Annotated in this window: 13 protein-coding genes; 7 read left to right on the plus strand and 6 right to left on the minus strand. The window is 63.8% G+C overall.

Going from position 1 to position 13,517, the window contains the following annotated elements; genetic code table 11:
- Nucleotides 1-101 precede the first annotated feature (101 nt).
- The gene (locus ACPW74_RS01005; protein WP_279981153.1) at nt 102-2,525 is read right to left on the minus strand and encodes a zinc/cadmium/mercury/lead-transporting ATPase; all 2,424 of its coding nucleotides are present in this window, start codon (nt 2,523-2,525) and stop codon (nt 102-104) included.
- Between the two features lie 254 nt (nt 2,526-2,779).
- On the opposite strand from ACPW74_RS01005, the gene tpx reads away from it, so the two are divergent.
- Nucleotides 2,780-3,280, plus strand: coding sequence for a thiol peroxidase (gene tpx, locus ACPW74_RS01010; protein WP_010672853.1), 501 nt, complete (start codon nt 2,780-2,782; stop codon nt 3,278-3,280).
- Between the two features lie 146 nt (nt 3,281-3,426).
- The gene (locus tag ACPW74_RS01015; RefSeq protein ID WP_279981154.1) at nt 3,427-4,647 is read left to right on the plus strand and encodes a DEAD/DEAH box helicase; all 1,221 of its coding nucleotides are present in this window, start codon (nt 3,427-3,429) and stop codon (nt 4,645-4,647) included.
- Between the two features lie 96 nt (nt 4,648-4,743).
- Here ACPW74_RS01015 and ACPW74_RS01020 read toward each other — a convergent pair whose 3' ends face one another.
- From ACPW74_RS01020 to ACPW74_RS01030, 3 genes are all read right to left on the minus strand, one after another.
- Nucleotides 4,744-6,303, minus strand: coding sequence for a methyl-accepting chemotaxis protein (locus ACPW74_RS01020; RefSeq protein ID WP_210600064.1), 1,560 nt, complete (start codon nt 6,301-6,303; stop codon nt 4,744-4,746).
- A 152-nt stretch (nt 6,304-6,455) separates the two neighbouring features.
- The gene (locus ACPW74_RS01025; RefSeq protein ID WP_010672856.1) at nt 6,456-6,755 is read right to left on the minus strand and encodes a hypothetical protein; all 300 of its coding nucleotides are present in this window, start codon (nt 6,753-6,755) and stop codon (nt 6,456-6,458) included.
- 110 nt (nt 6,756-6,865) lie between these two features.
- Nucleotides 6,866-8,470, minus strand: coding sequence for a peptide ABC transporter substrate-binding protein (locus ACPW74_RS01030; protein WP_045523355.1), 1,605 nt, complete (start codon nt 8,468-8,470; stop codon nt 6,866-6,868).
- Between the two features lie 174 nt (nt 8,471-8,644).
- Here ACPW74_RS01030 and ACPW74_RS01035 point away from each other — a divergent pair, with 174 nt between their 5' ends.
- Both ACPW74_RS01035 and ACPW74_RS01040 read left to right on the plus strand, forming a co-directional pair.
- Nucleotides 8,645-9,352, plus strand: coding sequence for a ParB-like protein (locus ACPW74_RS01035; RefSeq protein ID WP_223954841.1), 708 nt, complete (start codon nt 8,645-8,647; stop codon nt 9,350-9,352).
- Nucleotides 9,353-9,437: 85 nt separating this feature from the next.
- Nucleotides 9,438-9,866 carry a DUF2753 family protein gene (locus tag ACPW74_RS01040; RefSeq protein WP_010672859.1) on the plus strand — a complete coding sequence of 143 codons (429 nt, stop codon included), beginning with the start codon at nt 9,438-9,440 and terminating at the stop codon, nt 9,864-9,866.
- A gap of 2 nt (nt 9,867-9,868) precedes the next feature.
- Here ACPW74_RS01040 and ACPW74_RS01045 read toward each other — a convergent pair whose 3' ends face one another.
- On the minus strand, nt 9,869-10,618 hold the full coding sequence (locus ACPW74_RS01045; protein WP_180344762.1) for an enoyl-CoA hydratase-related protein: 750 nt from the start codon (nt 10,616-10,618) through the stop codon (nt 9,869-9,871).
- 89 nt (nt 10,619-10,707) lie between these two features.
- Between ACPW74_RS01045 and ACPW74_RS01050 the strand changes: the two genes are divergently transcribed.
- The 3 genes from ACPW74_RS01050 (at nt 10,708) to ACPW74_RS01060 (ending at nt 12,569) form a co-directional block, all read left to right on the plus strand.
- Nucleotides 10,708-11,148, plus strand: coding sequence for a copper chaperone PCu(A)C (locus ACPW74_RS01050; RefSeq protein ID WP_052814961.1), 441 nt, complete (start codon nt 10,708-10,710; stop codon nt 11,146-11,148).
- Between the two features lie 92 nt (nt 11,149-11,240).
- Nucleotides 11,241-11,870 (plus strand): TIGR04219 family outer membrane beta-barrel protein, encoded by a 630-nt coding sequence (locus tag ACPW74_RS01055; protein ID WP_043155850.1) that lies wholly within the window; start codon nt 11,241-11,243, stop codon nt 11,868-11,870.
- An 18-nt stretch (nt 11,871-11,888) separates the two neighbouring features.
- On the plus strand, nt 11,889-12,569 hold the full coding sequence (locus ACPW74_RS01060) for an SDR family oxidoreductase (RefSeq protein ID WP_041214522.1): 681 nt from the start codon (nt 11,889-11,891) through the stop codon (nt 12,567-12,569).
- A 195-nt stretch (nt 12,570-12,764) separates the two neighbouring features.
- Here ACPW74_RS01060 and ACPW74_RS01065 read toward each other — a convergent pair whose 3' ends face one another.
- Nucleotides 12,765-13,394, minus strand: a complete 630-nt coding sequence (locus ACPW74_RS01065; RefSeq protein WP_039039479.1) for a 3'-5' exonuclease — start codon at nt 13,392-13,394, stop codon at nt 12,765-12,767.
- Nucleotides 13,395-13,517: the final 123 nt, after the last annotated feature.

A 13,517-nucleotide genomic window follows, 5' to 3' on the forward strand; every position in this document is an offset into this window, starting at 1 on the left:
CGACTGCCGACCGGCAGCCGCGCTTTTTCTTTGCTCGTGGGCGAGGCAATAAAAAAGCCGCCCCGTTGGAGCGGCTGTTGGTTGTACCGTTAACGGCCGGCCTAGCGTTTTCGCAGCAGGCGCAGGGCGTTGGCGGTGACCAGGGCGGTGGCGCCGGTGTCGGCCAGCACCGCAATCCACAGGCCGGTGATGCCGAGCAGGCTGGTGACCAGGAAGATGGCCTTGAGCCCCAGCGCCAGCGCGATGTTCTGGTGGATGTTGGCCAGTGCCGCGCGGGAGAGCCGGATCATGGCGGCGACCCCGCCGAGCTGGTTGTGGGTCAGCGCCGCATCGGCGGTTTCCAGCGCCACGTCGGTGCCGCCTCCCATGGCGATGCCGATGTTGGCCCGCTTCATGGCCGGGGCGTCGTTGATGCCGTCGCCGATCATCGCGACTTTCTGGCTGAGGCCGAGCTTGGCGATCTCATCGACCTTGCCCTCCGGCAGCAGGCCGGCGCGCCAGCCCATGCCGAGCTCGCCGGCGATGGCCTCGGCGGCGCGGGGGTTGTCACCGGTCAGCATGATGCTCTTGAGACCAAGCTCGCTCAGCTCTTGCAGCGCCGCAGCCGCCTCCGGCCGGATCTGGTCGCGCAGGGCCAGCAGGGCGGCCGGGGCGACGTCAGGCTGACCGAGCACCACCACTGTCTTGCCTTGCTGCTCCAGGGTGGCGACCCGGGCCTGCATCGCCGCATCCAGGGTGGCGACCCGGCTCGGTGCCAGCAACTGCCAGAGGGTACCGTCGATGCGACCCTCTACCCCCATGCCGGGCAGGGCGCGCAGATCCTGGGCGGCGGCGAGGTTGAGGCCCCGTTCACTGGCCGCCGTCACCACGGCGCGGGCCAGCGGGTGGTGGGAGCCCTGTTCGATGGCGGCCGCCAGTGCCAGCAGGTCGGCCTCAGGCTGGCCATTGAGGCTCACCAGTTCGGTCAGCTGCGGCTTGCCCAGGGTCAGGGTGCCGGTCTTGTCGAAGGCCAGGGTATCGATGTGGGCGAGGCGCTCCAGCGCGGCGCCCCCCTTGATGAGGGCCCCCTGCCGGGTGGCTGCCGCCAGCGCCGAGGTGACCGCCGCCGGGGTGGAGATGACCAGGGCGCAGGGGCAACCGATGAGCAGCAGCGCCAGCCCGCGATAGACCCACTCGTCCCAGCTCTGGCCGAAGGCGAGCGGCGGTACCAGCACCACCAGCAGGGCGACCAGCATCATGGCCGGGGTATACCAGCGACTGAAGCGGTCGATGAAGCGCTCGATGGGAGCGCGCTGGGTCTCGGCCTCCTCGATGAGGTGCAGGATGCGGTCGATGGCGTTGTTGCCGGGTTCGGACACCACCTCGAGGCGCAGCACCCGATCCGCCGCCAGACTGCCGGCGGGGACCTTGTCACCCCGGCGGCGCTCCACCGGGATGGATTCGCCGGTCAGGGCGCTCTCGTCAAAGGCGCCGAGGGGGTCGAGCAGGCGGGCATCGGCGGCCAGGCGGGCACCCGGGGCGATTTCGATGATGTCACCGGGGCGCAGCTGGTCGGCAGCGACCTCTTCCCGCACTTCGCCATCGGCAGTGGTGCGGATGCGCAGCGCCTTGTCGGGCACCAGCGCCATCAGGGCGGTGACCCCGGCGCGGGCACGGCCGGCGGCGTAGGCTTCCAGATGTTCCCCCAGCATGAACAGCAGCAGCACCATGGCCGCTTCGGCGGTTTCGCCGAGGAAGAGGGCGCCGATGGCGGCGACCGTCATCAGGGTCTCGATGGCGAAGGGGGAGCCGCTTCTGGTCAGTGCCCACGCCTTGCGGGCGACGGGCCACAGCCCCCAGAGGGTGGCCAGGGTAAAGAGCGGCTGACCGATCTGGCTCGGCAGCAGGGCCGCCACCCCCATCAAGCCGGCGAGCGACAGGGGCTGCCAGTATTTGCCGAGCAGGTTGCTGACCCTCTGCATCTGCGGGCTGCGGCCCGGTTCGCTGCGAGCCGTGTTCTGAGCGCCTCCTTTGAGCTGGAAGCCGGCGGCCAGCACGGCGGCGGTGACGGGGTCGGGGGAGAGGCCGGGGGCCAGATCCACCACCAGCTTCTCGGTGGCAAACAGCACCCGAGCCTGTTGTACGCCCTCCACCCGGCTGACGGCGGTCTCTATCTTGCGGGCACAGCTGGGACAATCCATGCCCAGCACCTGCCAGCTGTGGCGGCGGCTGTTTTGCTCGGGGGTCGTCAGCGGCGGCTCGGTCGCGGCGGCCGTGTGGGCGTGCTCGTGCCCCTGCTCATGATGATCGTGGTCGTGGGCTGTGTCGGTGGCGCAAGCGCCTCTGGGGGGCTCTTCATCCCCCGGGCCGTCTGCGCCACTTTGCCCCTGATGATCGTGGCGGGTCGGGTTGGCGACGCCACTGGCCTGTGTCGCGTTGTCGCAGCAGTGGCTGGTGTGGCTGTGCCCGGCCTCTGGGGTGGCGGCCTTGCTGACGGCCTTGATGGGGGCGGCGGCGTGTTGATGGCTGCAGCAGGATTTGCTCATGATGCGTTCCTCTTGAGGGATCCCGCCCCTGCGGGATCCTGGATGACTGAGCCGAGTGTAAACCTTGGTGTAAAGTCCAAGGTCAAGCCCTCTTCTCCTCTTTGTCCGGGTCCATGTCAGTGGCCGCTGATCTGCCCCTGGAGCAGGGGGGACGCTAAGGGATGCCAAATCCCTTTCATTAGCGGGTGTTTGTCATCCCGTGGCGGGCCTATACTGGGGACCCTGGATCCCACATCAATCATCAAGGACCTAACATGAGCAATACCGTCACCCTGCAAGGCAACCCCGTCTCCGTCTCCGGCCACTTCCCCGTTGCCGGTGAGCAGGCCAAGCCCTTCTCCCTGGTTGCTGGCGATCTGTCCGATGCGACTCTGGCGACCTTCGCCGGCAAGCGCAAGATCCTGAACATCTTCCCGAGCGTCGACACCCCGACCTGCGCCACTTCCGTGCGCAAGTTCAACGAGCAGGCAAGCGCCCTGAACAACACCGTCGTGCTGTGCATCTCTGCCGACCTGCCGTTCGCCCAGGCCCGTTTCTGCGGCGCCGAGGGTCTGGACAAGGTGGTGAACCTCTCCACCCTGCGTGGCGTCTCCTTCCTGCAGGACTACGGCGTGGCCTTCTCCTCCGGCCCGCTGGTGGGTCTGGCTGCCCGTGCCATCGTGGTACTGGATGAGCACGACAAGGTGTTGCACAGCGAGCTGGTGGCCGAAGTCGCCGACGAGCCGAACTACGCCGCCGCCCTGGCCGTTCTGTAAGTCGCGCCACAGGCTGATTGCCTGACGGCCTGCCCCGTTCACACGGGGCAGGCCGTTTTTATTGCGCTCCCGAACCTTTTACTTATGGGGTGGGTCTGGCTAGACTTCGCCTCCACATCCTCGTTCAGCCTGTATCTGCGATCCCCATGACGTTTGACGAACTCGCCCTTGCCCCCGCCCTGTTGCCCCTGCTGCCCGCCGCGCTGGAAAAACCGACCCCCATTCAGCAGCTAGCCATTCCTGCTGCCTTGTCAGGACGGGATCTGCTTGCCCTGGCCAGGACCGGCAGTGGCAAGACCCTGGCATTCGGCCTGCCGCTGCTGCAGAGGCTGGACGCAGCCAGCGACCGGGTACAGGGATTGGTACTGGTCCCCACCCGGGAGCTGGCAAGCCAGGTGAGCGCCGCCCTGCAGGAGATTGCCGACGGGTTGGGGGTGCGCCTTCTGACCCTGTGTGGCGGGGTGGCCCAGGAGTGGCAGGAGCGGGAACTGGCTCTCGGCCCCCAACTGCTGGTGGCGACACCCGGACGGTTGCGGGACTTGCTGGCCCAGCAGACGCTGGGACTGGGTGCCCTGCGCATGCTGGTGCTGGATGAGGCGGATCGCCTGCTGGAGATGGGGTTCTGGCCCGATATCCAGTGGCTGATGAAGGCAATGCCGGAGGCGCGGCAGCAGTTGCTCTTCTCCGCCACCTTGCCGGTCGAGCTGGAGAGCCTGGCCTCGGGCCTGCTGCAGGATCCGGTGCGCATCGAGGCCGAGCCGCTCAACAGCCTGGTGAACGACATCGAGGAGCGGCTCTATCTGGTCAACAGGAGCAGCAAGGTGCCTGCGCTGATCGCCCTGCTGGAGGCCGGAGAGTGGCCCCAGGTGCTGGTCTTCATCAGTGCCAGGGACGACGCGGACGGGGTGGCCAAGAAACTCGCCAGGGCTGGCATGACGGTGGCGGCCCTGCACGGAAACAAGGATCAGGCCACGCGGGAGCAGGCGCTGGCGGATTTCAAGGAGGGCAGGGTGCGGGTGCTGGTGGCCACGGACCTGATGGCGCGCGGCATCCACGTGGAGGCATTGCCCGTGGTGATCAATCTGGATCTGCCGGAGCATGCGCCCGTCTACGTGCATCGTATCGGTCGTACCGCCCGTGCCGGACAGAGCGGTCTGGCCATCTCCCTTACCTGTCACGGGGATGGGGAGGCGCTCGAGGGGATCCGGGCCCTGACCGGTCGCCCCCTGCCCCTGGCGGCGCTGGCAGGTTTCCCGGTGACCGACAAACCCGCCAGCGGGGAGAGCAAACGGGCGCCAAGAGACAAGCAGGCGAACCGTCGCACCCAGGGCAAGCGCAGCATCAAGCAGTTCAAGGGCAAATCCTGAGACGGACTTCCTGCCCCCGGCGGGAGCCTGTCGTCGTGAAGGAGAGGAGAGATCGGCAGCGCGCCTGGGGGCGCGCCAAACTACACGGCAAGGGGGTCAGTCGTGGAACTGGTTGATCAGGCGGGAGAGGTTTTGCAGCCGCTCCACCAGCAGGGTGATGCCATCGAGGGCTTGACGGCTGTTGTCCGCGGTGTGGCTCGCCAGTTGGTGGATCTGGTGGATCCCCTGATCCAGGGTGCTGGTGACATCCGCCTGCTGGCTCACCGCCTGGGCTATCTCGTCGCTGGTGTGGGTCACCCGGGCCAGCATCCGGTTGATCTGGTCGAGCACCTCGGCGGTGGCCCCCATGTGCTGCTGACAGAGCACTGATGTCTGGGCCCCCTGCTCCATGCCATCGGACAGTTGCCGGGTGCTCTGTTGCAGCGCCCCTATCATGTCGCTTATCTCGCCGGTGGAGCTGCGGGTCTTCTGGGCCAGGGCCCGTATCTCGTCGGCCACCACCGCAAAGCCGCGCCCCTGTTCACCGGCCCGTGCCGCCTCGATGGCCGCATTGAGGGAGAGCAGGTTGGTCTGATCCGCAATCTGCCCGATCACCTCCAGAATGCCGTTGATCTTCTGGCTGTCCTGGGTCAGGCGCGCCAGCACGCCCTGGCTGGCGTCCAGCTCCTGATGAAGCCTGTCGACCGAATCCCGGGTGGTGGCCAGCGCCTGCTGGCCACTGGCGGACACCTGCTGGACCTCGCCCACCAGCGCATTGGCCTGGTGGGCATTGTCAGCCACATCGCGGATGGACTGACTCATCTGGGTGATGGCCGCCGCCAGTTGCTCGCTCTGGGCCCGCTGCTGTTGCAGGTGAGTGTCTATGGTCTGGATATGCCCCCTGTCATCCTCCGCCGCCTGCAGGATCTGCTGGTTGGTGTCCGCGCTGCGACCCACCACGGCGCGCAGCTCCGCCTTCTTCATGCGCAGCAGCAGTTCAAGGGCGGCCAGGCTGTCCTGACGCCTGGCATAGAGTACCTGGCAAAGGGCGCTGCCCTGCTCCTCGCCCGCCGTGGCCAGCAGTCTGGCCAGCCGCCGTTGCAGATGCCAGCCATGTCCCATCTGGGCCAGCAAGCAGAGCAGGGTGATGACGCCCCACCCCGGCTGGCCGGTGACCAGACTGGCCCCCATGCCGAGCAGGGCGGTGCCAGAGAGCAGCAGACACAGCTGCCCCGGCTCCAGGGTCAGCCGGGTCAGCCAGGGCAGTGCCTTGCCGTCACGGATCCGGGCATAGAGCTGCTCTGCCCAGGCGATGTCGTGATCCTGGGGACGGGTGCGGACAGACTGGTATTCGATGATCTGCTGCTGATCGTTGAGAATCGGCGTGACGTAGGCGTTGACCCAGTAGAACTGACCACTCTTGGCGCGGTTCTTTACCAGCCCCATCCAGCTCTTGCCTTGTTGCAGGCGGCGCCACATGTCGGCGAACGCGGCCTTGGGCATGTCGGGGTGGCGGACCAGATTGTGGGGCTCCCCTTCCATTTCGGTCGCGCTGTAGCCCGCCACATCGCAAAAGTGCTGGTTGGCATAAGTGATGTGACTGGCGGGATCCGTGGTCGAGATCAGTGATATGTGATCGGGGAAACGGATCTCCCCTTCGTGCCGGGTTGTGGTCATGTGCGCATCCTGAATGAGCCAAGTAACTGATAAATTTATTTTTTATTTTTGTGATTGTTACGGCGTCATTGTAGATGCGGACTGTTACACCACCTTGGCTTGGGTCAATAAATCAACACGGGAAAGGCTGAAAAAAGTCGTAGATGGCGGGTTCAGCCGCGGGGAGTGAAGTCGTGGATCTCCCCCGTCCTCGGTTTGAAGCGGGGGTCATTGTCTTCTGCGCTGGCGACCCAGGCCATGGCCTGGCAGAAACTCTCCTGCTTGGCGAAGGCATCCCGGGCCTGATCGATGGCTCGCTCGGCATTGCGCCGCTCCATCTTGCTGGCCTTGCGGTCGCTGAACTGCTTCTGCTGGCTCAACATCCATTCGAGGAAGGCCTGGCGGCATTCGGTTTCATCGGCGGCCTTGGCGGGAAGGGCAACAAACAGGGCAATCAGGAGCAGAGCACGCATGGCAGGATCGGATCACGGGGTTGATGAATGAAAAGAGGCGGCATTTTATGCCGGGAACTTGAACAGGAACAGTGCCAGGAGGGGTCAGATGCCCCGACCCCTCCCCGGACTCAGTGTTTGACGAGGTAGAGCTGACGGCTGTAGGCCACGTCTTCCGGGTTGTTGATGGGATACCCCTTGAGCCAGGGCTTGATGAGCCGGGCATTGGTGTACTGGTAGATGGGGGCGATGGGGGCCTCCTTCTGCAAGATGGCCTCGGCCTCATCGAACAGGCGGGCCCGTTCTGCGGGATCCTGACTGTTGGCCGCCTGCGCCAGCAGCTTGTCGTAAGCCGGGTTGGCGAACCGGGCCATGTTGCCGCTGTGGCCCGATCCCCAGAGCCCGAGGAAGGCGGAGGGGTCGTTGTAATCGGCGACCCAGGAGGAGCGGATCACCTCGAACTGGCCGCTTTGACGGCTGTCGAGATAGGTTTTCCACTCCTGGTTGGTGAGCTCGACCCGGGCCCCTAGCTTCTGTTTCCACAGGTTGGCGATGGCCAGCGCCATCTTCTTGTGAATTTCCGCCGTGTTGTAGAGCAGGGTCAGCTTGAGGGGATTGCTTGGGCCGTAGCCCGCTTCTTTCAGCAGGGCTCTGGCACGCTCGTCCAGCGCCTGCTGACTGCTGGTGGAGAGCAGATTGGGCTTGGGGTCGAAGTCGGCGGTCACGTCCGGGGTGAAGTGGTAGGCCGGTTTCTCCCCGGTGCCCAGCACCTTGTCGGCAATCAGGCCCCTGTCGATGGTGTAGGAGAGCGCCTGGCGCACCCGCACATCATTGAGGGGCGGGCGCTGGGTGTTGAAGGCGTAGTAGTAGGTGCCAAGCTGTTCCGGGGTATAGACTTCCCCCGGGATCTGGGCCATCAGGCTCTGGTACTGCTCCTTGGGGAAGGATTCGGTGATGTGCAGATCCCCGGCCAGATAGCGGTGGGTGGCTGCGCTCTCCTGGTTGATGGGCACGAAGGTGACGCGGGTCAGCACCGTGTGGGCGCGATCCCAGTAGTAGGGATTGGGCGTCAGCTCCAGTTTCTCGTTCACCACCCGGTGACTCAGCACGAAGGCGCCGTTGCCCACCAGCTTGCCGGGCTGGGTCCACTGGTTGCCATATTGTTCCATGCTGGCCTGGTGCAGGGGCGACAGGCTGGGATGGGTCAGCAGGCTCAGGAAATAGGGCACCGGCTGGGAGAGGGTCACCTTCAGGGTATGGTCATCGACGGCCTCCACCCCGAGCGCATCGGGGGCCAGCTTGCCTGCCACTATGTCGTCCACCTTGTCGAAGCGGGCAAGCTGGGCAAACCAGGCGAAAGTGGCGGCTTCCCTGGGGTCAACCAGCTTGCGCCAGCCATAGACGAAGTCGGCGGCGCGCACGGGGTCGCCGTTGGACCAGCGGGCATCCGGCCTCAGGTGGAAGGTGAATGTCTGGTTCCCCTCGTTGTCCCAGCGGGATGCCACCCCGGGCAGCACCTTGCCGTCCGGCCCCTGGGTCAGCAGCCCCTCGTAAAGGTCTCTGAGGACCTGCAGCTCCGGCAGTCCCACTAGCTTGAGAGGGCTCAGGCTCGCCGGTTCATCCTTGAGATGACGGACGACGGCCTGTTCGGCGGCGAGTGGGGTGCCGGGCGGCACATCGGCGGCCTGGACGCAGGCACAGCCCAGCAGGGCCAACAGGGGGCTCCATCCTTTCATGGTGAATCCTTCAAAATGTGTGAAGCGGGGAGAAAACTCGGCGAGAATGCATCGCCGGCAGATGGGAAATCATGATATCCCCTTTGCTGGTCAGACCGCCAGCATGAGTCCCATTGATATCCGATGCGGCTGTCAACGAAGGGGCGCCGTGAGCGCCAGGAAAAGGAGAGAATGATGAGAGCATGGATCTTGTTGGTCTGCGTGCTGAGCCAGGGCGCTTGGGCGTTGGCCCCGTGCGAGAAGAGCAGCCCGGTGGGAAGCTGGTGCGAGGTGAACATAGAGGCGCTGCACCCCACCCAGGGCGGCGTGGGGCAGTTGCAGGTGGATACCACTGCCCGGGAGCTGGCGGACAAGAGCGAGAAGCAGCTCGACAAGCTGATGAAAAAGAAAGAGATCCCTATCGTCATCGCGCCGGATGGGGGTTACTGGCTGGTGGACAGGCACCACCTGACCAAGGCGCTGTGGCAGCAGGGGGTGAAGCAGGTCAGGGTCAAGGTGATTGCACGGTTGCAGGACAGGGCCAATTTCTGGAGCCAGATGCAGAACAACCACTGGGCCTGGCTCAAGGATGAACGGGGTCAACCCCTGACTCCCGAGCAGTTGCCTGGTCATATCGGTGAATTGCCGGATTATCCCTACCGCACCCTGGCGGGGCTGTTGCAGGATGCGGGCTACTTCAGCAAGAAGGGTCAGGTCTACTTCGTCGAGTTTGCCTGGGCCAGCTGGCTCGGCCAGCAGATGGCCTGGCAGCCGATCGATGAGGTCAACCTCGCGGATCGCCTCGCCGAAGCCAAACGGCTGGCGTGCAGCAGCAAGGCGGCGGATCTGCCTGGTTACCCCGGCAAGCAGTGTCGCGTCAATCAGCCCAGAACGGCGGGTTAAGGGATCCTGCACAAAGGGTCTGGTTGATATTTGTTCTCGATTGGCCATGATACAGACTCCACTCGTGTCGGCAAAGGAGAGGAACATGGAACATCAGAACTGGCAACGTTACATGCTGGAGGCGGAGAATGCCCTTGGCATGGGGGCTCTGGGCACGGCGATCTGCCTCTATCAGCAGGCCCTGGGGGAAGTCTATGAGCTGGCCTCCGGGGATCTGGACGAACTGGCCAGCATGCGGGTCGCCACCTGTCACCGCATGGCTGACTTCTGGCGTGCCATGGAAGAGCCCGCCTATGAACTGCGCTACCTCAAGCTCGCCTCCGAGCTGGTCACCGCCCTGGTGCCCCAGTGCCCCAACCGGGAGTGCGAATCCCTCATCAGCGAGCTGGGCTGCTGCCGCGCCGCCCTGCTCTCCTTCTTGAAGCGCCACCCCAATCCGGAGATCGCCCGGCTTATCCAGGTGCAGGACAGGGTGCAGGGCTGCGAGTTGATAGGCCGGTTCCGTCTCAACTGAGTTCAGCGCCGTTTTTGCAGCTTGCTGGCGATGCGGCTTTGCGCCTCTTCCCCTTGCAGGGCCTGGGCGAAGGCGCGCGCTTCCAAGTCGATGACGAAATGCACTGCCTGTTTGAGCTCCTGCTTGAGCAGCGCCTTGCTCTTCTGGAGCGCCATCGGCGGCTTGGCCGCTAGTTTCAGTCCCTGCTCCCGAGCGAAGGGGAGCAGGTCCGCCGGGGCCAGCACCTGGTTGGCGAGCCCGAGACGCAGCGCCTCTTCCCCATCGATGGCCTCTGCCAGCAGCAACAGCTCCGCCGCCTTGAGGTGACCGACGGCGCGTGGCAGCAGCAGGCTGGCGGCAAACTCCGGCACTAGTCCCAGCTCGACGAAAGGCAGTTGCAGCCGGGCGTTGTCACCCAGATAGACCAGGTCGCAGTGCAGCAGCAGGGTAGTGCCGATGCCGACTGCCGGGCCGCCCACGGCGGCGATCACCGGTTTGGGAAAGTCGGCCAGGGTGTGCAGAAATTGCAGGATGGGGTCGTCCGGCTCAAGGGCGTGCTTGCCAACAAAGTCGGCCAGATCGTTGCCGGCGGTGAAGCACTCCGCCTGGCCCTGCAACAGCAGCACATGGACCTCTTCGTCCCGGGCGGCCTGGCGCAGTGCGTCGGTCAGCGCCAGATACGTCTCCGTGTTGAGGGCATTGCGCTTTTCCGGGCGATTGAAGGTCAGGGTGAGCAAGCCGTCCTGCTGTTCGGCCAGAATTGTGAGGGCCATGTCTGAATCCTTGTTGTCGGGGGCTGTCAAAAGCTTGCCACAGGGGTAAGCTTTGTCTCGTTTAACAACATCATAAAAGGATTTCAACCATGTTTAAACGTGCGTTTTATTCCACCATGGCACTGCTTCTGGCCACCCCGGCCCTGGCCAAGGTCGACGCAGTCGATGGTTATGTGCGCCTGCTGCCCCCTGGCTCGCCGAACACGGCGGCGTTCATGGTGCTCAGGAACGATGGGGACAAACCGGTGAAACTGGTGGCGGGAGCGTCCCCTGAGGCGGGCCGTGTCGAGCTGCACACCCATTTGCACGAGAACGGCGTCATGAAGATGCGCCAGGTGGAGAGCATCGAGATCCCGGCCAAGGGGGAGGCCGTGCTCAAGCCTGGCAGCCTGCACATCATGTTGTTCGACATCCATACCTTGGCCCAGGGCACGCCCTTCCCGCTGACCCTGACCCTGGACGATGGGCAGACGCTGTCACTGAGCCTGCCCGTGAAGCCGGTCGAACCCATGAAAGGGATGAAGCACTGACATTTATGGACGCTTGTTCAGCTTTTTACTCTAGGTATTCCTTGCCCAGCGGGTAAAATGATGGCCTTTCCAGTCCAAAATGGAGCGAAGTGATGAAGAAGACCCTGATTGCCGGCACTGTGATGGCTCTGCTCAGCCATGGGGCCATGGCCGCCAATGACTGGCGTTTTGCGGCGGGTGCCGATCTGTGGAATGCCCAGGGAAGTGGCCAGGTCAGCAGCGTGGGTGCCGATGGCAGCTACGACGAGAACTACAACTGGAGCGGCTACCTGCAACTGGAGCACGGCATCCTGCTGCTGCCCAACGCCAAGTTCGAAATGTCCGACTTCAGCAGCAGCGGCGGCAGCTTCAACAACGATCTGCTGGCTTACGACCTGAGCCTCTACTATCGCCTGTTCAACAACGACCTGTTCCAGATCGATCTGGGTCTGACCGGTCGTCGCTACGACGGTGATTTCAACACCCAGCACTACTCCTATGACAAGGATGTGCTGATGGCCTATACCGGCGCCGAAGTGCGCATCCCGGGGACCGGCTTTGCCGCCTTCGGCGATGCCCGCGTGCAGGATGCCGACAACTACGACTACCGTCTGGGCGGCTCCTACAAGTTCTCTTCCGTGCCGCTCAAGATCCGCGCCGGCTGGCGTGAGGCCGAGATGGACTTCGATCGCGTCGATCAGACCATCGACGGCTGGTTCATCGGTGGTGAATTCACCTTCTGATCTCCCTGAGGAGCACACATGGGCCACATCATAGTGACTGGCGCGGGGTCCGGACTGGGCCGCGCCCTGACCATAGGGCTGGTTGAACGCGGCCATCAGGTTTCCATGATGGGTCGCCGTTACCAGAAACTGCAGGAGCAGGAAGAGCTGCTCGGCAAGGCGGTGATCGGCATTGCCGCCGATCTGGCGCACCACGAAGAGGTGGATGTCGCCTTTGCCGCTGCGGTGGAGTGGGGCGGCCTGCCCGACATGGTGATCCACTGTGCCGGTGTCGGCGAGTTCGGCCCGGTGGGTGTCTACACCGCCGAGCAGATCCGCCGGGTGGTGGAGAGCAATCTCATCTCCACCATACTGGTGGCCCAGCAGACGGTGCGCCTCATCGGTGACAAGGGCGGCGTGCTGGCGAATGTGCTCTCCTCCGCCGCCCAGACCGGCAAGGCCAACGAGAGCCTCTATTGCGCCTCCAAATGGGGCATGCGCGGCTTTCTCGAATCCTTGCGGGCCGAGCTGAAGAGTGCTCCCCTGCGACTGGTGAACCTCTATCCGAGCGGGATCCGCAGCGAGTTCTGGGAGAATTCGGATCACGTGGATTCGAGTGGCTTCATGACGCCGGAAGACGCTGCAGCCTACATGCTGGATGCGCTGGCCGCGAGAAGCAGCTGCCATGTGACCGATCTCTTTATCGGTCGCAATAGTTGAGATAGTGGGCTCCGGCTCTTGCCGCCCAGAAGAGCAGAAACAAAAGGCGCGCCACTTGGCGCGCTTTTTCATTGATGTGCAGTGCTAAATTATCTGCTTGCCTGCCTCTCTTTACGCCGGGCCATCATGGATGTGAAGGCGGGTAAATTCAGTGCCGACATGGCATGGATGATTGATGATGCATGTCGGCACATATTATTTCCGAGTCGCATATTCCCGCAGGAAGGATGGAATCACCTGTTTTGGCTTCTTGCCAAGGGTCAGCAGCAATTCAAAGTCCGGGTCGATAATGCCATGTCGACACGCCAGCTCTTCCAACAAGGCAAGCCAGAGGTGGGCCGTCACCTCGGCATCCGCCAGGGCACGGTGAAATACCCCGTCATTGGGCAGGCTCCGGTATTGCACCAGGGTACCCAGCTTGTGATCCGGGGCATCGGGAAACAGGCGCCTCGATAGCAGCAGGGAACAGGCGAACTGGCCGCGGTATTGCGCCGGCAATCGCTCTATTTCCGCATCCAGAAAGCGCTTGTCGAAGGAGGCGTTGTGGGCGACCAGATTGTCATCACCGATAAAGTCGACGAAATCCGCCATCACCTCGTTACAGGGGGGAGCCTGTTTCAGCATGGCATTGCTGATCCCGGTATATTGCTCGATGAAGCTGCTCACGTTGAAGCCCGGATTCATCAATGCCGAGAAACGCTCACTGATATGGCCATCCTTGATTCTGACGGCACCGATCTCGATGGCTCTATCCCCTTGTCCGGGTGAAAGCCCTGTGGTCTCGAAGTCGAGCACGACAACGGTATTGGCTGAGGCGATGGACATAACTTCTCGGGCAAGCTGGGTAAAGAGCGCCAGTCTAGGAAATCAGCCGTGCCGTGTACAGGGCAATGCAGTTATCTCATTGGTTCACGCTGGAGACGCATTTTTGTGCATCATGGCTGAGAG

This window comes from Aeromonas sp. INTO2, from assembly GCF_049860605.1.
Lineage (GTDB): Bacteria > Pseudomonadota > Gammaproteobacteria > Enterobacterales > Aeromonadaceae > Aeromonas > Aeromonas caviae.